The 18,859-nt window shown below is 34.3% G+C and carries 21 protein-coding genes; 3 read left to right on the forward strand and 18 right to left on the reverse strand.

Annotation, left to right across the window (positions count from 1 at the left end):
- Window position 1: 1 nt before the first annotated feature.
- The 14 genes from Q0951_RS00160 to Q0951_RS00225 all read right to left on the reverse strand — a co-directional run bounded on the left by Q0951_RS00160 (window position 2) and on the right by Q0951_RS00225 (window position 12,512).
- Window positions 2-847 carry an alpha/beta hydrolase gene (locus tag Q0951_RS00160; RefSeq protein ID WP_299332671.1) on the reverse strand — a complete coding sequence of 282 codons (846 nt, stop codon included), beginning with the start codon at window positions 845-847 and terminating at the stop codon, window positions 2-4.
- Between the two features lie 117 nt (window positions 848-964).
- Window positions 965-1,825, reverse strand: coding sequence for an ATP synthase F1 subunit gamma (gene atpG / locus Q0951_RS00165; RefSeq protein WP_299332674.1), 861 nt, complete (start codon window positions 1,823-1,825; stop codon window positions 965-967).
- A 52-nt stretch (window positions 1,826-1,877) separates the two neighbouring features.
- On the reverse strand, window positions 1,878-3,458 hold the full coding sequence (atpA, locus tag Q0951_RS00170; protein WP_299332676.1) for a F0F1 ATP synthase subunit alpha: 1,581 nt from the start codon (window positions 3,456-3,458) through the stop codon (window positions 1,878-1,880).
- Window positions 3,459-3,499: 41 nt separating this feature from the next.
- Window positions 3,500-3,973, reverse strand: a complete 474-nt coding sequence (locus Q0951_RS00175; protein ID WP_299332679.1) for a hypothetical protein — start codon at window positions 3,971-3,973, stop codon at window positions 3,500-3,502.
- Between the two features lie 5 nt (window positions 3,974-3,978).
- The gene (gene atpH / locus Q0951_RS00180) at window positions 3,979-4,518 is read right to left on the reverse strand and encodes an ATP synthase F1 subunit delta (protein ID WP_299332681.1); all 540 of its coding nucleotides are present in this window, start codon (window positions 4,516-4,518) and stop codon (window positions 3,979-3,981) included.
- A gap of 4 nt (window positions 4,519-4,522) precedes the next feature.
- Window positions 4,523-5,023, reverse strand: a complete 501-nt coding sequence (locus tag Q0951_RS00185; protein ID WP_299332684.1) for a F0F1 ATP synthase subunit B — start codon at window positions 5,021-5,023, stop codon at window positions 4,523-4,525.
- Between the two features lie 101 nt (window positions 5,024-5,124).
- A complete protein-coding gene (gene atpE, locus Q0951_RS00190; RefSeq protein WP_299332686.1) occupies window positions 5,125-5,316 on the reverse strand; it encodes an ATP synthase F0 subunit C in 192 nt (63 codons plus the stop codon).
- Window positions 5,317-5,347: 31 nt separating this feature from the next.
- Window positions 5,348-6,427 carry a F0F1 ATP synthase subunit A gene (atpB, locus tag Q0951_RS00195; RefSeq protein ID WP_299332688.1) on the reverse strand — a complete coding sequence of 360 codons (1,080 nt, stop codon included), beginning with the start codon at window positions 6,425-6,427 and terminating at the stop codon, window positions 5,348-5,350.
- A gap of 155 nt (window positions 6,428-6,582) precedes the next feature.
- Window positions 6,583-6,969: a DUF6168 family protein gene (locus tag Q0951_RS00200; protein WP_299332689.1), complete on the reverse strand. Its 387-nt coding sequence runs from the start codon at window positions 6,967-6,969 to the stop codon at window positions 6,583-6,585.
- Window positions 6,970-7,233: an AtpZ/AtpI family protein gene (locus Q0951_RS00205; protein ID WP_299332691.1), complete on the reverse strand. Its 264-nt coding sequence runs from the start codon at window positions 7,231-7,233 to the stop codon at window positions 6,970-6,972. It lies immediately after the preceding gene.
- Entirely contained in the window at window positions 7,160-7,615 is a 456-nt protein-coding gene (locus Q0951_RS00210; RefSeq protein ID WP_299332693.1) for a polymer-forming cytoskeletal protein, read from the reverse strand. Before Q0951_RS00210 ends, Q0951_RS00205 begins: the two co-directional genes overlap by 74 nt.
- Window positions 7,616-7,625: 10 nt before the next feature.
- Complete coding sequence (locus Q0951_RS00215; protein WP_299332695.1) at window positions 7,626-10,187, reverse strand: tetratricopeptide repeat protein; 2,562 nt, start codon at window positions 10,185-10,187, stop codon at window positions 7,626-7,628.
- 125 nt (window positions 10,188-10,312) lie between these two features.
- Window positions 10,313-11,020 carry an ABC transporter ATP-binding protein gene (locus Q0951_RS00220; protein ID WP_299332698.1) on the reverse strand — a complete coding sequence of 236 codons (708 nt, stop codon included), beginning with the start codon at window positions 11,018-11,020 and terminating at the stop codon, window positions 10,313-10,315.
- A 10-nt stretch (window positions 11,021-11,030) separates the two neighbouring features.
- The gene (locus tag Q0951_RS00225; RefSeq protein ID WP_299332700.1) at window positions 11,031-12,512 is read right to left on the reverse strand and encodes a DUF5687 family protein; all 1,482 of its coding nucleotides are present in this window, start codon (window positions 12,510-12,512) and stop codon (window positions 11,031-11,033) included.
- Window positions 12,513-12,639: 127 nt separating this feature from the next.
- On the opposite strand from Q0951_RS00225, the gene Q0951_RS00230 reads away from it, so the two are divergent.
- A complete protein-coding gene (locus Q0951_RS00230; protein WP_299332702.1) occupies window positions 12,640-13,701 on the forward strand; it encodes a ferredoxin--NADP reductase in 1,062 nt (353 codons plus the stop codon).
- A 193-nt stretch (window positions 13,702-13,894) separates the two neighbouring features.
- Here Q0951_RS00230 and Q0951_RS00235 read toward each other — a convergent pair whose 3' ends face one another.
- Both Q0951_RS00235 and Q0951_RS00240 read right to left on the reverse strand, forming a co-directional pair.
- Entirely contained in the window at window positions 13,895-14,917 is a 1,023-nt protein-coding gene (locus Q0951_RS00235) for a glycosyltransferase family 9 protein (protein ID WP_299332705.1), read from the reverse strand.
- 79 nt (window positions 14,918-14,996) lie between these two features.
- Window positions 14,997-15,605 (reverse strand): DUF4254 domain-containing protein, encoded by a 609-nt coding sequence (locus Q0951_RS00240; RefSeq protein WP_299332708.1) that lies wholly within the window; start codon window positions 15,603-15,605, stop codon window positions 14,997-14,999.
- 71 nt (window positions 15,606-15,676) lie between these two features.
- Between Q0951_RS00240 and upp the strand changes: the two genes are divergently transcribed.
- Window positions 15,677-16,336, forward strand: coding sequence for a uracil phosphoribosyltransferase (upp, locus tag Q0951_RS00245; RefSeq protein ID WP_299332711.1), 660 nt, complete (start codon window positions 15,677-15,679; stop codon window positions 16,334-16,336).
- On the opposite strand, the gene Q0951_RS00250 is transcribed toward upp, so the two are convergent.
- A complete protein-coding gene (locus Q0951_RS00250; protein WP_299332714.1) occupies window positions 16,325-17,248 on the reverse strand; it encodes a DUF6427 family protein in 924 nt (307 codons plus the stop codon). The two genes, upp and Q0951_RS00250, sit on opposite strands and share 12 nt — an antisense overlap.
- A 97-nt stretch (window positions 17,249-17,345) precedes the next feature.
- Between Q0951_RS00250 and Q0951_RS00255 the strand changes: the two genes are divergently transcribed.
- Window positions 17,346-17,573, forward strand: a complete 228-nt coding sequence (locus Q0951_RS00255; RefSeq protein ID WP_299332716.1) for a uracil phosphoribosyltransferase — start codon at window positions 17,346-17,348, stop codon at window positions 17,571-17,573.
- Here the strand turns inward: Q0951_RS00255 and purD are convergent.
- A complete protein-coding gene (gene purD / locus Q0951_RS00260; RefSeq protein WP_299332719.1) occupies window positions 17,568-18,839 on the reverse strand; it encodes a phosphoribosylamine--glycine ligase in 1,272 nt (423 codons plus the stop codon). The two genes, Q0951_RS00255 and purD, sit on opposite strands and share 6 nt — an antisense overlap.
- Window positions 18,840-18,859: the final 20 nt, after the last annotated feature.

An 18,859-nucleotide genomic window follows, 5' to 3' on the forward strand; every position in this document is an offset into this window, starting at 1 on the left:
ATTATAGTAATTCATTAGTTATAGCCTCTAATAGCCATTGTGGTTGATCAAACATAATGAAATGAGCCGATTCCTTAGCGTAATGAATAGTGTAGTCTTTTAAATTTTTATATTGCTCCTCATATGTTTTTTTAACCATGACTTCGCCATAAGGCTGTGTAGCTGCTAGAATAGTAACTGGAACCTTGATTTCTCCAATGGCTTTCCTTAAATCTAATTTAAGCAAATCTGTATAGCCATAGACATACGTTTTACGATCTGTATTTATAATCCAGCTTTTAATTTGATTATGTTTCTCTTTGTTTAGAGACATTCCTGCTGCCATTTGATCAGCCATTTTTTCAAAGTTTTCTGCATCCATATCTAACAATCTTTGATTGTATGGGCTGTCATATGCTAAGGTTGCACTATCAAAATTAGGAATCATTAAAGCTCCTGTGGAAGGTAAAGCGTCTACTACAATAATTTTGTTAAATTCTGAATTTTCATCAGCTGCTAACCACAATCCGATGGTTCCTCCCAAACTATGACCAATGATTGTGGCTTCTTGAAGATCATTATTGTTTATGTAATGCACCATTTCCGATTTAATTGTAGAGAGCCAAGGGGTTTCAATTGCAGGCACATCTCCAAAGCCTGCTAGAGTAAAAATATGGCATTCATTTGTTTTTGATAATTCGTCAACAACATCTTTCCATACCTCACCTGTACAGGTAAATCCAGGAATTAACAGGATGGGATCTCCACTTCCTTTTACTTCTACACTAAATGTTTTGTTTTGGGTATAAGCCGAAAAGCTAAATACAGAAATAGTTATTAAAATAATCCAATTTTTATAAGTTTTCATAATGTAAATATGTATTGATTTTTCTCTTTAGATACAAAATCAAAAAAATGTTACAGGACAAAACGAAAAAACCCAACTCTTGCGAGTTGGGCTCTTTATATATTTGAAAACTTAAGTTTAGTTATTCAGTGCTTCGGCACCACCAACAATCTCTAAAATCTCGTTAGTAATTGCTGCTTGACGTGCTTTGTTGTAAGTTAATTTCAATTGATCTCTTAACTCAGTAGCGTTGTCTGTTGCTTTATGCATAGCTGTCATACGCGCACCATGTTCAGAAGCAAAACTATCTCTTACAGATTTGTATAATTGTGTTTTTAATGACTTCGGAATTAACTGCTCAACGATTTCTTCTTTTGAAGGCTCAAAGATATAGTCAATATTCGCATTAGAATCACCTTCCATAGGAACGATAGGTAAAAACTGCTCTGTCATTACGATTTGCGTTGCTGCATTTTTGAATTTGTTATAAACAATCTCGATTTTATCAAAATCACCTTCAACAAATTTATCCATTAACATTTGTGCAACCTCAGCGACATTGTCAAAGGTCAAATCATCAAAAACATCACTTTTATTAGCTATAACATTATTCGTCTTCTTAAATGCATCATTAGCTTTTTTACCAATCGCCAAATAAGATACATCTTGGTTAGCATAGGTCTCATTAGTAAGACGAGTAACCTCTTTAATAATGTTAGAGTTAAAAGCACCTGCAAGACCTCTATTTGAAGTAATAGCTACTAATAGTACTGTCTTTACTTCTCGTTGGTTTGCAAATTTGCTGCCCGAATCTCCTTCTAAAGTTGAACTCAAGCTTTGTAAAAGCTCAGTCAACTTATCAGAATAAGGACGCATAGCAGTAATAGCATCTTGAGCTTTCTTCAATTTGGCAGCAGACACCATTTTCATGGCACTAGTAATCTGCATCGTTGAAGATACTGAAGATATTCTGTTACGTATTTCTTTAAGATTAGCCATATTTAAAATATGAAAATATTCCTGAACTCAAAATTAAGTTCAGGAATGTTAATTATGCTCTATACTTTCCTGAAAGGTCTTTGCAAACAGTTGTTAACGTGTCTATAACCTCATCAGTTAATTTTCCAGATTTAAGAGTGTCTAACACATCTCTGTGTTTAGCATTTAAGAACTCTATGTAATCACGTTCAAATTCTTTTACTTTTTCAACAGGCACATCTCTTAATAAGTTTTTAGAACCAGCGTAAATAATTGCTACCTGATCTTCCACTGTGTAAGGGTCGTTTTGTGCTTGTTTTAAGATCTCAACATTACGTTTACCTTTTTCAATTACATTTAAAGTGGCGGCATCTAGATCTGAACCAAATTTCGCAAATGCTTCTAATTCACGGAACTGAGCTTGGTCTAATTTTAATGTACCTGCAACTTTCTTCATTGATTTAATTTGAGCCGATCCACCAACACGAGATACAGAGATACCTACGTTAATTGCTGGACGAACACCAGAGTTAAATAAATCAGACTCTAGGAATATTTGTCCGTCAGTAATCGAAATCACGTTAGTTGGGATATATGCAGAAACGTCACCTGCCTGAGTTTCAATAATAGGTAATGCTGTTAAAGATCCTCCTCCTTTTACCATAGGCTTAAGGGAGTCTGGTAAATCATTCATTTCTTTAGCAATAGCATCATCATTAATAACTTTTGCAGAACGCTCTAATAATCTTGAGTGTAAGTAAAAAACGTCACCAGGATACGCCTCACGCCCTGGAGGACGACGTAATAATAAAGATACCTCACGGTAGGCAACAGCTTGCTTAGATAAATCATCATAGATAATTAAAGCTGGTCTTCCAGTATCTCTAAAATACTCACCTATCGATGCTCCTGTAAAAGGCGCATATACTTGCATTGCAGCAGGGTCTGAAGCGTTTGCAGCTACGATAGTTGTGTAAGCTAAAGCACCTTTTTCTTCAAGTACTTTGGCAATATTTGCTACAGTAGATGCTTTTTGACCTACAGCAACATATATACAATAAACAGGATTTCCTGCATCGTAAAATTCTTTCTGATTTAAGATGGTATCGATACAAACTGTAGTTTTACCTGTTTGACGGTCACCAATCACCAGCTCACGTTGACCTCTACCTACTGGAATCATTGCATCAATAGACTTGATACCTGTTTGTAATGGTTCACTTACTGGCTGACGGTAGATTACACCTGGTGCTTTACGCTCTAAAGGCATCTCATAAGTCTCTCCAGAAATTGGTCCTTTACCATCTATTGGGTTACCTAAAGTATCAACCACACGTCCAACAATACCTTCACCTACGTTAACAGATGCGATACGTCCTGTACGTTTAACAGTAGATCCTTCTTTTACTCCAACTGCGGCACCTAATAATACAATACCTACATTATCTTCTTCCAGGTTTAGTACAATACCTTCTAATCCGCCATCAAATTCAACAAGCTCACCATATTGAGCGTTTGCTAATCCGTAGGCACGTACAATTCCATCACCTGCAGTTAATACTGTTCCAACCTCATCTAATGAAGCTCCTGCTTCAAAACCTGAAAGTTGTTGTTTTAAGATTGCTGATATTTCAGCTGGTTTTACTTCTGCCATCTTATTGCTTATTTAATTTTAAGGATTGACTCCCTGTATTCTTAATTTGTTATTATTAATGTTGGTCTGTTACCTGAAACGTTGCGGTGATATTTTCTAGCAAACTTTTCAGCGTTTTCCTTATTAACAGTACCGTCTTTGTTAAACACTTTAGATTTATATAAAGCTTTAATTAATTTCTTTTTTGTGAGTTGAACCTCACACTCTAACTCAATATCTAAAAACCTTAATTCAGCATAACTTTCTGTTACCATTGATTGGTAAGGTGCTTTTGATTTTGGGTTTCTAGCCACAGGATTAGGCTTTTCAAAACTATGATATTGTAAAATGATTACGTCTTCATCATCGAGGTTCATTACTGTGCATGAAGCTGAAAAGGTACCGCAATCATCAAATTTTAAATATTCAACTTTATCTACATATGCAACATCCTTTTTAATTTTTACTTTTTGTGCCTGAGCATTAAAAGCAAACATAAAAGTAAGGATCACTACTATTGTTCTAATAGATTTCATATGCTTTAGTTTTGTATAAATTCTCTTTTAAGCTTATTCAATTGGTTGGCAATACTTGCATTGTACTGAATGTCACCAACACGTAGTATGAATCCACCTAAAATACTCTCATCAATGGTATTATTGATTTCAATCTTATCAGCACTTGTAAGCTCTTTAACTTTTGTAAGTACTTTGTTTTTTAAGTCATCTGTAAGAGGTACTGCTGTTGTGACATCTGCAATCTCAATATTTTGAGATTTTTCATATAACTCAACATATTTTGTAGCAATATCTCCTAAGATATTAACACGCCTGTTCTTAACTAGGACATCCATTAGTCCAGAAAACATTGCATTTGCATCTGGAAATGCTTTTAATAAGGCCTCTTTCTTATCGCTAGACTTAATAACAGCGCTTTGTAGCATATCATTTAAGTCTTGATTATCACTAATAGATTTAGCGACTAACATCATATCCTTATTTACTGCTGGAGCTGTATTTTGAGTCTGTGCTAGATCTAAAACTGCTTTCGCATAGCGAATTGCTGCTCTTGTTCCTGCCATAATCTTAGTTTAATTTAGCGTCGTCTAGCATAGACTCCACTAATTTTAATTGCTTGTCTTTATTAGATAGCTCGTCTTTTACAACTTTCTCTGCTATTTCGACAGATAAATTAGCTACCTGAGCTTTTAGATCTGAAATTGCTGCTTGTTTTTCACTAGCAATTGCTGCTTGTGCTTGTTCAATGATCTTGTTAGCTTGAGAAGAAGCTTCATCTTTCGCATCTTCGATCATTTTGTTCTTTAATTCACGTGCTTCTTTGAGCATTGCTTCACGTTCTAAACGCGCATCTTGTAATAACTTTTGGTTATCTGCCTGAAGATTCTCCATCTCTCTTTTTGCATTTTCAGCAGAGTCAAGTGCAGTTTTAATTCCAGTTTCACGGTCTTCAACTGCCTTTAGAATTGGCTTCCAAGCAAATTTACGTAGAAGTAATAAAAGCAGTAAAAACAATACAATCTGCCAGATAAAAAGTCCGAATGAAAAGTCGTTTATTAATTTTTCCATATTACTGTTGAGCGTAATGCTCTATTTTAATTGTACTTTTTGTTTAATCTAAAGCGTGTCCCTGTAACCAACCGTTACAGGGAAACACTTAATAGTTTTGATTATCCCGCGAAAATCGCAGCGAAACCAATACCTTCAATAAGCGCTGCTGCAATCAACATCGCTGTTTGAATCTTTCCGTAGGCTTCTGGCTGGCGAGCGATAGCTTCCATCGCTTTACCACCAATCATACCGATACCTATACCAGCACCGATTACGGCTAAACCTGCACCTACTACACTTGGAATTGTCATAATATATATATTTAAAAATTAAACAATCAATTTAATGAGCTTCTACGTGCTCGTGGTCGTGGTCGTGCTCCTCTGAAGCAAATCCAAAATACAATGCTGACAACATTGTAAAGATATATGCCTGTAAGAGCGCCACAAAAACTTCAATTAATGAGATGGCAAAAGAAAGACCAAAACTTAATGGACCTCCAACCCAACTCTTGAAAATAAATATCAAACCAATTAAACTCATTAATACTACGTGACCAGCTGTCATATTCGCATACAAACGAATCATAAGCGCAAATGGTTTAATGAATAATCCTAAGATTTCTATAGGAATAAGAATGATGTATATAATCGCTTTTCCGAACCAAGGCATTCCATCGCCTAATGGATCAAAAATATGTTTCCAGTAATCTTTTGTTCCCGTAAAGTTTGTCAACAAAAACACAATAACTGCCAATGCCGCTGTTACCGCAATATTACCTGTAACATTAACTCCTAGCGGTGTTAAACCAAACATGTTTAGAAACCATACAAAAAAGAATACAGTTAATAAAAACGGCATATATCTTTTGTATTTCTTTTCTCCAATATTTGCAATAGCAATATCATCACGTATGTAAAGAACAATTGGCTCAAAGAAACGGCCAATTCCTTTAGGAATACTCCCATTCTTAGCATAGCTCTTTGCGAGGCTTCGGAACAACCAGATCAACAGTAATCCTGTTACAAGCATCATAACCACACTTTTGGTGATTGACAAGTCTAAAGGTCTAACATTCGATGGGTGTTTCGGATGCTCAGGATCATAGGTTAATGTCCCCTCGGCATCGGTTTTGTATATTTTCCCGTGGTATAACTTGTAGTAATTCCCGTTAGATTCAGCAATAGTTTCTCCATGGTGAAATTTTGAAGACATGAATACTTGTAAACCATCGTCTACTAAAATTACAGGTAACGGAAATCCGTAATGATGAACTTCACCTGTTTCTTCATCTGTAGATGCCATTAAATTAAAGTCATGAGAATCCTGTAAGTGATGTTCAATGTATTCTTTAATTTCGGTTTTCATATCCCCTTTTCCTTCTCCTTCGCTTGCAAAAGCAGTAAAGGTTAATAGAAGCATTAATAGGGTAATTGTCTTAACAGTTATTTTTCTATGCATATCACTTCAATAATAGTGGCTTAAAAATCGCTGCAAAGGTAGGGTTTTATATCAAAAACAAAAACTATTTTAAATTTTATTTATAGGCATAAATATCTTTGGTCAAAATGCAGATTTTATTCTAATTTATTTAACCATTTTGCCAAACTCATAGTTTCAATAATTAAACACAAAAGATACGGAACAAAAAATGCTGTGAACTCTAATCTTGATATGTTACCATCTGCTTTATAGGACGCGTAGAATAGGATGAAAAAGACAACAAATTTCAGAAGACTTCCTCCTATAAATAGAAATCCGATTTGTCTCTCCAACTTATCCTTCATTTTAAATAAAAACGCATAAATAAGTATAGCTAAAACGCCATTTATAAGATAAGCCATCACAATTTTATTTTCAAAAAGTGGGTGTTCCAAATAATGTAAGGCCAACAAATGAATTCCGAATGCTAATGTGAGAACAAATATTAATTTAATTGAGAAATTGAGTACAGATGGGCTCATTTATTTGTGAATTCGATTAAGTTGTTTTACCACCACAAAAAGTGATACTGCTACTCCAAAAAGTGTACAAAAGATAATGTACAGTTTATCTCCATCGTTATACGTTTTGTCAAGCCATTTGCCTAACATTACAAAACCATAGATGATCACTCCCATTTCTATACCAATTCCGGAAAGTATCGCTAGATGTTTAAGCGGATTGTCCTTTTTCTGGGTTTGGTCTTTGCGGTCTTTGTGGGATTGTTGTTTGTTGTCCTGGTCCATTCTTCAGTTCTTTGAGCGATCCTGCACCTTTCATTAAGCATGTTGCATTGAACGTTGCTCCTGGTTCTACTGCTAGTTTGCCAACCTCAACTTCACCTTCTACATGAGCAGATGATTTTAATGATAAGGTATCGGATAACATTAGTTTACCCGAAAACTTACCTTCAATGTCAGCATTTGCGCTTTTTAAAGTTCCGTTAATGATTCCTGTTTTACCAATGACGACCTTTCCTGGGGTTTTAATATTTCCCTGGATTGATCCTTCAATTCTGAAGTCACCCTCGCTAATAATATCACCTGTAATTACGGTGCCTTTAGCAATTGTGTTTTGTTGTGAAATTGTTTCTGAAGCCATACGTCCTGTTTTTTTTTCTGAAAACATAGGTCTAAATTTATTGAGATTCTAGGTATTCGTTTAAGTTTTTATGTCGTTGAACAATTTCGTAGTTTGGCGAAGAAATTGAATGGTAGTTTCGATCTATTTTATGTTTAGTTTCTTTCAGTATTTCTGCAAATCCAGAAGCTCCTTGTGCACTTGTTAATCCATGAACAACTACAAAAGTAGTGTTGGCATCATAAAAATCAACTGAAGTTGATAAATCAAAGTAATTTACTTTTGAAATGGCTTCATCTAATTCTTTTATAAAATCTTCTATCTGGTCTTTTTCAATATTGTCAAATGGATACAGCACATTAAAATGCTTAGCTGTGTCATTACTCACAAATTCTTTTTTTGCGAGAATAGGAATTACCGAAGTTAAGATTTCTTGTGCTTTTTTACCTTCTTCAGAATTAGGGTAAGTAAGTGCAATGTAATTAACTCCTTTTTTATAAGCTTCAAAACCGTTTAGCCTTCCATTAGCAGATGCTTTTAAAATTTCAAACTTAGGAACCAAAGGATCACCTTCAAACTGGGTAATGTATTCATCTGCTTTAGTGACGACTTCTACATACTCTTGATCACCAAACTTCTTAAATAATTGTTCGTATAAACTTTCTGGACTGTTTTCGTCTTTCGCAAATTCAGATTTAGGATTTAACAAGATTTGAGCATATCGAGAATCTGGATAACCACTTATAATCTCATCCTTTATGGCATTTGCTTTACTAGTAAGTCCTAACTCTGTATAAATCTTGAATAGATTATATTTTGACGGTAATATAAGTCGGTCTTCAGGATCATTTTGTAATAAAGTTTCTAGTTTAGATTTCGCCAATTCGTATTCTTTAAATTTTTCCTTATAAATCACACCTAACTGGTAGTAGGCATAATTTCGGTCTTTAGCTAAACTATCGATAACCTTTTGATCTGTTGGTATTTTAGACATGTAAAACTCCGGATTAAAACGCTCTTCGTCTGAAGCTGTTTCGGCAAGATCATTACTTCCTGCTTTAGGTCCTGAATTTATTGTAGTACTTGACAATCGCCAATTATCCTTGAGTGATCGGCTTCCCCAAACTTTCACGAATTCATTTTTTCCGTAAGATACCGTTGTTTGATTATAAAAGTAAAACTGCTGTTCTTCATTATCCCCTTTTCCTCCTGGATTTACTCTGACAGATTTTCCTGTTTTATCAACAATAGCTTGTTTTTGTCCAGTATTGGAGTTTCGACGTTCTTCAGCTTCAGCTCTCTCTTTTTCTGCTTCAGCTTCGGCCTTAAGTTCCTCTGTGTAAGATTTGAAATAAGTTAATCTATCTTCGTCATCCATGTGAACAAGGCGAAGTATGCTATCATTAACTTGAGCTATATCTTCGTAATAAATCACATCTTCTAAGTTTTCACGTTTTCGTTTAACAATGCGATAAGGCTTAGAGTTGAGCTTCATGTTTTGCATCGTACTATCATAATAAGCACCTGCTTTTTTGTATTCCGCCTTATCAAAACTCATATCGCCAAGTGTAACATAATCTCTGGATATCAATTCTTTATCGCCAAGGTTTGTACGTAACGACTTGTTGTAATAGGCTATTGCTAGTGAATCGCCTTTATTGGCTCTGTGAAATTCTGCTATGCGGTAGTATATTTTATCTAAGAAAGGACGGTTTTCTCTGTCTTCTTCTAAATCTGTCAGGTACTCTAAGAATTCAACCTGATCTCCATTGTCCATGTCAAAATTATACGATTTTGCCAAGTGAGCATTGATATAGTAAGGTCTAGGAATTTTTCGATGCATATCAATGACCTGGTCAAATGCAATGTTGGCACTATCTTTTTTTCCAAATTCATTGTAAAGTTGTCCGATGATATAATTGAAACGTGCCTTTTCTTTATTTTTCTTTGTAAATTCTGCCGCTATGGCCAATTGCGTTAAAGCGCTGTCTTTAGCTTTAATATTGATATAGGCTTGAGCTAACATGGATGTGGCATCAGCCAAATCCTGATCTTCAAGTTGCTCTTGATCTAAAAGGCGTTTTAGATTTTTTATAGCCAACTCATTGTTTTCAAGACGAATATTTGTTTTCTCTCTCCACACTTTAGCTGTATTGATCTTGTCACTAGCAGGATATTTGTATAGAATATAATTGAATGCCTCTAAAGCTGGGATAAAGCGCTGATCAAAGTAACGCGCCTCTCCTAATAATAAATAAGCTTCATCAATTTGCGGGTTGTATTCTTTGCCTTTGATGTTCATTCCATGCTTTTGGACAGCTTTAATCGCTTTTTCTTCAGCACGTTCAAAGTCTTGGTTTTTTGCTTGACCAGGTAACAAAACCTCATCAGAGATTTGCATACGTTCTATGGGTAGTAATTCCCAATAATTATCTGTGGAGGCATCATCAACCGTTGCTCTTCCTTTTTCAAGCGCAATATAGCCGTTATATAACACGTTATATTTTGTCCCTAAAGCGTGAAAGTTTCTATTGATAAACGTGTTTTTTTTACGAGAACAACTTGAAATTAAAATTGCAACGCAAAAGAGTGATATAAAGACTTTAAAAGATGTATTCAAAAGGTTTAGTTTTTTGTAAATACTATAACTAAAATCGATTACATATATTATGTAATGCTGTAAAAATAAACATCTTTTTGAATTATCGCCCAAAAATGGTAGGTTTTTAGACGTATAGTAAGGTCTTAAATTACCTCAGAGCCTGAAAAATGAGCTTCCAATTCTTTCAGTGTAGCTTCGTTAGTTTCAAGATCTTTTACGATCTCTCCTTTTTCTAAAACAACAATACGCTCACACACATCGGTGACATGTAATAAATCATGACTAGATACCAGAACAGTAACGCCTTGTTTTTCTGCCAAATTCTTAATAATCCCTTTCAATCGTATTTGTGTAGTTGGGTCTAAGTTTGCAAACGGTTCATCTAAGATAATCACATCTGGATTACCGATAAGTGCAGCAACAATTCCAGCCTTTTTTTGATTTCCTTTACTTAGATCTCTCAAATATTTTTTCTGACCTAATATTTCACCGTGGAAAAAATCTTCAAATTGAGCAACCAGATTGTCAACATCGGCTTTATTTTGTCCACGTAGTTCTCCAATAAAATAGAAGTATTCTTCAGGAGTTAGATAGCCTATTAAAAAACTTTCGTCAATAAATGCTGATGTAAATGGCTTCCAGTCTTCACTTTGATGCACTAAAATTTCATTGCTCTTTATATGACCAGTAGATGGTTTTATGAGATCTAGAAGTAAACTGAAGTAAGTTGTTTTACCTGCTCCATTATTACCTACAAGTCCAAAACTTTGTCCTTTTGGAATGCTTAAACTATCTATTTTTAAAACGGTTTTACTTCCGTATGATTTTGAGAGATTACTTGTTTCTATCATGGCTTTAATTTTAAGAGTCTTGACTAAATGCGTCAATCATTTTATATTTTGAATCTAAATATTTCTGTGTTATGAATTTCATTAATTTTTGGTGAAGTACAATTCCAGCAATCCCTAGAACTGTTAATACAACGCATCCTATTTCAAAACCAGCAATAGCGTATGTTATACCGAAGATCGCCAATGGTAGTAGCATTAATGGAATTCCGATAATCCATTGTACAGCCCCTGTTCCTTGATAATTGAAAGCTGCTCGCTGATTGAGATCTATCTTCTTTCTGTTAAATGAACCTCCATATAAAATAACATGTGTATTCACACCTATGTTGTAAACAGCTGCAGCAAAATGTGCAAGAAGAATTTTCCATCCAAAATAAACGTAGGGAATACTTAAAACAAATAAAATCACGACACTCATGGTCATTAACATCCATTTGGATTTCAAATATTGTTGATACTTAATATTTTGACTCATCAGCATTTTGTAATAACCACTGTCCCATGCTGGAATAAATTGCCCAAAATTGATAAGAAAAATTCCAGTAACAAAAACACCTACAAAAGCAAAAAACCAAGGCATATTAGCATAGGCTGGATTTGGATAAAAGAACAATCCGTATAACAAACCAATAATCAATATCCAAACTGACGACTTAGACCGTTTGTTTCTCCAAATTAGTTTTAGATCCAACTGCATAAATGGCGCAATATCACCAAAGCGCTTGGTCCACTCCATATTAGAGGCATTAACCTCTGTAACTTTTGTCTTTAAAGAACTATCGAGGTATAATTTAGATTTAAGCTGCTTGAAATTCACCAAATATAGACCTGTTAAAACCAGAATCGGTATCAAAATCAAAATAGGATTGTTATAGATTGCTGTAAACCCTTGGCTCACCAATTCTGCAAACGATATGATATTAAAATGATTTAGTGCAAAAACACCACCAGCCAGAACAATAATAGGAAGAAAAGACAGCTCTGTTTCCGAAGAAAAACTCTCAATAACAAAGTTTAAAAAGTTAATAATTAAGGTTACTAGAATTATTGCAAACAACCATGCTAACACTGATCCTGTTGGATACCCTTCTATTAACAGCTTAATACTAAATGGAATAAAAGCGAATAAGGGTAAAAAGTTAAAAAATGAAAATGCCGACTTGCGTAATACATAGTGAACCACTTTATTTCGCTTGACAGGCAAAGGCAATAACGGTTTTACAGACATTACTGGTAATTTCTGTAAAAAAAAACGCATTAAAACATCCACCAAAATGTAAAAAAACAAGAAACTATTTAGTGTTGTAAATGGATCTTGATCAGGAAACACTTTTTTTAGTCCAGGATATAGGAAAATACCCATAACTAAAAATGAGACCATAAAATAGAGTGCGAAGAATATCATTAAAATATTAAGTGCTACACTTTTACCAAAACTTGCTGAACGGAAAAATTGTTTCCACTCTAAATTCAAAAAATGTTTAAGTCTCATAATTTTTGGATGGTTTGAGTCTGCTTATTTTTATTAAGTACGAAAGGTTAGTGTTCTAAAACCTTTTTTTGTTACAACTAAAATACAAATCCTAGTTGGATTCCTTATTTTTGCAAAAAATAAATCTATGTCACAATTTCATCAACTCCATATAAATAGTATTACAAGAGAAACCCAAAAAGCAGTTTCCGTTGGTTTTGAGATTCCAGCCCATTTACGTTCTGAATATAACTTCAAAGCAGGTCAATACATTACTCTTAGATTGATTATAAATGGTGATGAAGTTAGGAGAGATTACTCTATTTGTACCTCTCCAAAAAGTAATGAGCTTAAGGTTGCAATTAAAGAGGTTGAACATGGTACTTTTTCTAAGTATGCCAATCAATCCCTTAAGATTGGTGATGCTATAGATGTTGCACCACCTAACGGTCGTTTTGTTTTTGAACCCAACCCTGCTGCTAATAGAACAATTGCTGCGTTTGCCGCTGGTAGTGGTATTACTCCAATAATGAGTATTGCAAAAACACTTTTAGAAGAAGAGCCAAACAGTACGTTTATTTTAATCTACGGAAATAAAACACCGGAAGACACTATTTTCTTTGATGAAATTTTAAGACTGAGTTCAGAATATGGTGATCGTTTTAAGGTAAAATTTGTGTTTAGTCAAAGCCAGGAAGAAGGTGCACTATTTGGACGTATAGAAAAAAGTACAGTGAATTTTATTATTAAAAATCAATACAAAGATCGTGATATCGATAGCTTCTATATCTGTGGACCAGAGCAAATGATCTATACTGTAAAAGATGTCTTAATAGATCATGGAATCCAAAAGACGCAAATTCTTTTTGAGTTATTTACAGTACCTGTTGCAGAAGATTCGTCTCTAGATGATACTGTTGTTCTAGAGGGACAAACAAAAGTAACTGTGCTAATAGATGATGAAGAAGCGTCATTTGTTATGGATCAGAAAAAAACTGTTCTTGAAGCTGCTCTTGCTGAAGACTTAGATGCTCCTTATTCCTGTCAAGGCGGAATATGTAGTAGTTGTATCGCTAAAATCACAGAAGGTAAGGCAACAATGAGACAAAACAATATCTTAACAGATGGAGAACTAGCTGAGGGATTAATCCTAACGTGCCAAGCACACCCAACAACCCCTACTCTTTTTGTTGATTATGATGATGTCTAAAAAGCAACTCACCTAAGAATTACACTTTTAGTCTTTGAAAACTAACACTTTATCGAAAATAACGAAGATATTCTTACAAATACTTGACGGCTAATGTTAATCAAAATAACTTAGTTCCCGATTAGAATTTAATCATAGGGATTATCTAAATAATTCTAAATCTTGCCTCATTCTTCTGGAATGAGGCTTTTTTTTAGTTTAAAGTAGCTGTTATTTTTGAAATAATTCGTTCTGGAGTAATTGAACTTATTGCATTTTCGTAGCCTTCAGGTAGTTTATTACCATACACCGAAGTTGGGATTTTTGGGAATTTATGTCTATCGGCAAGAATTGCAGAATCTATAGTGTGATTAAAAGGTAAAAAACCAGCATAAGGATGTGTTACTCCCCAAATTGTTAGTGTTTTTACACCTAACATTGCTGCCAAATGCGCGTTGCCAGAATCCATAGCAATCATAAGGTCTAAATTAGATATGATATCCAACTCTTCATCTAACGAAAACCGACCTGCAAGATTTGTGACATTGTCGTATTGATTAGCCATTGTATTCAACGCTTGAGCTTCTTCATTTCCAGCTCCAAATAGTAAAACCTTATACTCTTGAGATAAATATTCAACAACCTTATTCATTGAATCCAAGGGATACATTTTACCTTTAAAAGCTGCAAAAGGTGCAATTCCAATCCATGGTCTCGAGTCTTTTCCGATGACTTGTAAATACTTAGATCTTAGGTTTTCTTTCTTAGGAAAAGTAGAATGGTCTAAATCCACAGCATAACCAAGCTTTTCAAAAACCTCAGCATAACGTTGATGTGTTGTTGCAAGCTGTTTAAAATTTTGACCACTGACTAAGGCTTTTTTCTCTTGGCGACCTTTGTCAATTTGAATAACTTTTTTTCCGAAGAAAAAATATTTTAAAATCTTACTGCGTAACACATTATGTAAATCGGCTACAACATCAAACTCTAAGCGCCTTAACTCTCGAGAAAGCTTCCATAAACCAATAACACCTTTATGTTTTCCTTTAATATCGGCTTCAAAAACCGAGACATTGTTTAGGGTTTTAAAAAGTGGTTTAAAAAAAGGCTTTGTTAGAACAGTAACCTTTACTGTGGGATATTGAGAACTTAGTGCCCTAAGCACAGGAACGGTCATTGCCACGTCTCCCATTGCTGAGAGGCGAATGACTAGAATGTGTTTAGGTTGTTTTGACATAAATAAAAAGTCATGTCATATCAAGCATCATAAAATCATCTTATGAGGATGATTCTTAATTTGCTGTGAATGACACCTATTATTTTTGTGAGCGTAATACTGGGTTCAACTCGTCATCATTATACATCTTCATCTGCTTGTAGACCTTCATGTATTTATCGCCTTTACTAATATCATCTAAAAGCGTATCAATAGCTGTTGATAGATCTACGCGTTGCTCTAATAAAATATCTAATTTCTTTTGACATGCATCACGATGAGTATCTGAAGCATCAGAACGTGTTGCCTCTTCATTCATATGATAGATTTTAAGAGCTAAAATAGATAGTCTATCAATTCCCCAAGCTGGACTTTCAGTATTAATAGTGGCATTTGTTTTAGGGGTTACATTTTTATACTTTTCAAGAAAGTAACTGTCTATATACTCCACCATATCTGTTCTGTCCTGATTAGAAGCATCAATTTGACGTTTCAGCTTTAACGCTGCAACAGGCTCTATTTGTGGATCACGAATAATGTCTTCATAGTGCCATTGTACTGTGTCTATCCAGCATTTTCTATATAGCAAATGCTCAATTAAGTTTGTGTTTTTATCATAAGCATTAGTAAATGGCTGATCAACCGTATTAATAACATGATATTTTTCAATTACAGCTTGAAATATTTTATTTGCATTCTCTGAGAACATAATGTGTGATTTTAAAGTGCAAATATATAGGTATTTATTAACTTTAGCATTCTTAAATTCAAGTTCAAAACATGCACATTCACAATCTATCTCAACAAAATTCTATTTTAAATTCGTTTATTTCTGAAATTAGAGATGTAGACATTCAAAAAGATCGAATGCGTTTTAGACGAAATATTGAACGCATTGGAGAAATTTTGTGTTATGAGATGAGTAAAACACTAGACTACAAGTCAGAAATAATCACGACACCTTTAGGTAAAAAAAACACAGAATTATTTAATGATGATATTGTATTGTGTTCTATTTTGAGAGCTGGTGTTCCTTTACATAGTGGATTACTTAATTATTTTGACGATGCTGAAAACGCATTTATTTCTGCCTACAGGCATCATAAAGATAATCCAGAAACTTTTGAAATTATTGTTGAGTATCTGGCTTGTCCATGTCTGGAAGGAAAGACACTTGTTTTGGCTGATCCTATGCTTGCAACCGGACAGTCTATGGTGGCAACTTTTGAAGCATTGAAACCTTTTGGTAAGCCAAAAAACATCCATTTAGTTAGTGTAATTGGTGCTCAGGATGGAGTGGATTATGTCAATGAGCACTTCGGAAAAGATACACACCTATGGATTGCTGCAATTGACGAAACCTTGAGTGATAAAGGCTATATTGTACCTGGTTTGGGTGATGCTGGAGATTTGGCCTTTGGAGAAAAATTACAACAATAATATTGCTACTGGAGTTAAAATAAACACCCAAAGTATGGTTTCTCTAAACCATTTTTCAGAAATAACTTCAAGATAATTTGTAATAATAATAGATAGAGGAGCAAAAAGGAAAATAAACTCACTTCCGTTCTTCGAAGGCGCAAAACCGATGATAAGAAGTCCCAGAAGCGCAGCTATCAATACCAAACTAAAAGATGGTCTGTAGCTTTTCATTTGAGATTTAATGTTTTTTATATAGTAGAACAAAGACCATAAGCCAAAGGACAATAATAGCGTAGATCCAATTATGATTTGTTTCGAATTTAAAACACTGAAATCTAAGCTAAAATCAATCAATTGGGAGGCATAATTGACAATGTCTTCATTCATGACGGTCAAATAGGAAATGCTAATTACGGCTACTGTTGCTATTCCTACTATAGGAATAATATAATTTTTTAAATCTGTAATTGCATATACCAGAAGCGCAGCAAAAACCAAAATAAAAAATACTGACGCCCAAAAATATAATAGTGTTGCTAGTGAGATCCAAAACGAGGCGTCAAACAATTTCTTTTTAATGTCTTTTTTTGATCTTAAACTAATTAAACGACGTAATGCTAAAAGTATAAATAGGTTAGCAAACAAAGCATTAGTATTGAGTAACACTTGTGGTAAAATAGCAATGAATAAGACAAACAATACAATGTTATAACTGTTTTTTTTGGTAAGGCTATTTCGGGAAACTAAAAAATCAAATACAAAAATAGAGAGCAGACACGTTAAGAACAGTCCTGTTTGTTTTGTGAAAATCATCACATCAAAATGCTTGGGTAAAAATTTAAATTTAGTCAGTACAAAAACCAACAATAGCATCACACTAACTACAATATAGTTAATGGGTTTAGATTTACTAAAAAAATTTGAAATCATTGCTGTGGTTTAAAATGAAAAAAATACGTAATTTTGCACTGTAAATATATGATTATACCCTTGAAGCTCGATAAGAGATTCTAAAAATATCAATATAATGAAAGACTTTTTTTACGCTATACAAGATTTATTCGTCAATGTCTTATTTGCTCCATTTGATGCATTAAGAGCCTTAGAGCTAGAAAACTGGTGGAGTGCAAACATCATCTCATGGATGTTTATCATCATTGGTATTGTTGCCATGGTGTATTGGATGTTACAACTAAAAAAATACAATGATAACAATGAAGAGGATAAAAGTATTACCTCTCATTCTTATCTATAAATCGAATCCAATATCTTTTCGATAATTCATCTTATCAAAGTGTAGTTTATCTATATTTTGATAAGATTTTTTTATGGCCTCCTGATAGGTATTACCATAGGATGTTATTGCCATTACACGACCTCCAGAAGTTACTACTTTTCCGTCTTTAATTGTTGCTCCAGCATGAAATGGAATAGAACCTTCTATGGCATCTAAACCTGTAATCTCTTTTCCTTTTTCGTAAGCTTCAGGATAACCTCCAGACACCAACATTACTGTTGTAGCAGCTCGCTCATCTATTTCAATATCAATCTCATTGAGACGCTCTTCAGAAATGGCTTTAAAAATTTCAACCAAATCAGTTTTAAGTCGAGGTAAAACAACTTCGGTTTCTGGGTCTCCCATTCTCACGTTGTACTCGATAACTTTTGGGTCGTCTCCTACTTTAATCAGACCAATAAACACAAAGCCCTTATAAGGTAGATTATCTTTAACCAATCCATTAATAGTTGGTTTAACTATACGCTCCTCTATCTTATTTAAAAACGCTTCCGTAGCAAAAGGAACTGGAGATATGGCTCCCATTCCACCTGTATTTAATCCAGTATCACCTTCTCCAATACGTTTGTAATCTTTAGCTGTTGGCAGAATCTTATAGTTTTTACCGTCAGTTAAGACAAAACAACTTAACTCTATACCATCTAAAAATTCTTCAATAACAACTTTAGAGCTCGCTTCTCCAAACTTAGCCTCAACAAGCATATTCTTAAGTTCGGTTTTGGCCTCATCTAAATTGTTTAAAATCAAAACACCCTTACCAGCCGCTAAACCGTCTGCTTTTAAAACATAAGGTGGGTTTAAAGTTTCTAAAAACCGACACCCTTCTTCTACTGTACTGGAATCAAAGCTTTGATAAGCCGCTGTTGGAATATGATGTCTAAACAAAAATTCTTTGGCAAATTCTTTACTTCCCTCAAGTTCTGCAGCCGCTTTCTGAGGTCCAATAACTGCAATGTTTTTGAGTTGATCATCATTTAAAAAGAAGTCATGCACACCTTGAACCAATGGATCTTCTGGTCCGACAACCACCATGTCAATATCGTGTTCTAAAACCAAAGCTTTAATCGCTTCAAAATCGGTTACTTTAATATTGACATTTGTAGCTATTTGCGCTGTACCAGAGTTTCCTGGAGCCACAAAAAGCTTATCGCACAAGGGACTTTGAGCTGTTTTCCAAGCAAATGTGTGTTCTCTACCTCCAGAACCAAGAATTAAGATTGTCATGTTTTCAATTTGTTTGTGTA

Origin of the sequence: uncultured Psychroserpens sp. (assembly GCF_947501425.1) — a bacterium.
GTDB lineage: Bacteria > Bacteroidota > Bacteroidia > Flavobacteriales > Flavobacteriaceae > Psychroserpens.

Bases quoted from the DNA above. Each gene is read 5' to 3' on its own strand.
- Q0951_RS00160 (WP_299332671.1), bottom strand. From the start codon at position 847: ATGAAAACTTATAAAAATTGGATTATTTTAATAACTATTTCTGTATTT.
- atpG (WP_299332674.1), bottom strand. From the start codon at position 1,825: ATGGCTAATCTTAAAGAAATACGTAACAGAATATCTTCAGTATCTTCA.
- atpA (WP_299332676.1), bottom strand. From the start codon at position 3,458: ATGGCAGAAGTAAAACCAGCTGAAATATCAGCAATCTTAAAACAACAA.
- Q0951_RS00175 (WP_299332679.1), bottom strand. From the start codon at position 3,973: ATGAAATCTATTAGAACAATAGTAGTGATCCTTACTTTTATGTTTGCT.
- atpH (WP_299332681.1), bottom strand. From the start codon at position 4,518: ATGGCAGGAACAAGAGCAGCAATTCGCTATGCGAAAGCAGTTTTAGAT.
- Q0951_RS00185 (WP_299332684.1), bottom strand. From the start codon at position 5,023: ATGGAAAAATTAATAAACGACTTTTCATTCGGACTTTTTATCTGGCAG.
- atpE (WP_299332686.1), bottom strand. From the start codon at position 5,316: ATGACAATTCCAAGTGTAGTAGGTGCAGGTTTAGCCGTAATCGGTGCT.
- atpB (WP_299332688.1), bottom strand. From the start codon at position 6,427: ATGCTTCTATTAACCTTTACTGCTTTTGCAAGCGAAGGAGAAGGAAAA.
- Q0951_RS00200 (WP_299332689.1), bottom strand. From the start codon at position 6,969: ATGAGCCCATCTGTACTCAATTTCTCAATTAAATTAATATTTGTTCTC.
- Q0951_RS00205 (WP_299332691.1), bottom strand. From the start codon at position 7,233: ATGGACCAGGACAACAAACAACAATCCCACAAAGACCGCAAAGACCAA.
- Q0951_RS00210 (WP_299332693.1), bottom strand. From the start codon at position 7,615: ATGTTTTCAGAAAAAAAAACAGGACGTATGGCTTCAGAAACAATTTCA.
- Q0951_RS00220 (WP_299332698.1), bottom strand. From the start codon at position 11,020: ATGATAGAAACAAGTAATCTCTCAAAATCATACGGAAGTAAAACCGTT.
- Q0951_RS00225 (WP_299332700.1), bottom strand. From the start codon at position 12,512: ATGAGACTTAAACATTTTTTGAATTTAGAGTGGAAACAATTTTTCCGT.
- Q0951_RS00230 (WP_299332702.1), top strand. From the start codon at position 12,640: ATGTCACAATTTCATCAACTCCATATAAATAGTATTACAAGAGAAACC.
- Q0951_RS00235 (WP_299332705.1), bottom strand. From the start codon at position 14,917: ATGTCAAAACAACCTAAACACATTCTAGTCATTCGCCTCTCAGCAATG.
- Q0951_RS00240 (WP_299332708.1), bottom strand. From the start codon at position 15,605: ATGTTCTCAGAGAATGCAAATAAAATATTTCAAGCTGTAATTGAAAAA.
- upp (WP_299332711.1), top strand. From the start codon at position 15,677: ATGCACATTCACAATCTATCTCAACAAAATTCTATTTTAAATTCGTTT.
- Q0951_RS00250 (WP_299332714.1), bottom strand. From the start codon at position 17,248: ATGATTTCAAATTTTTTTAGTAAATCTAAACCCATTAACTATATTGTA.
- Q0951_RS00255 (WP_299332716.1), top strand. From the start codon at position 17,346: ATGAAAGACTTTTTTTACGCTATACAAGATTTATTCGTCAATGTCTTA.
- purD (WP_299332719.1), bottom strand. From the start codon at position 18,839: ATGACAATCTTAATTCTTGGTTCTGGAGGTAGAGAACACACATTTGCT.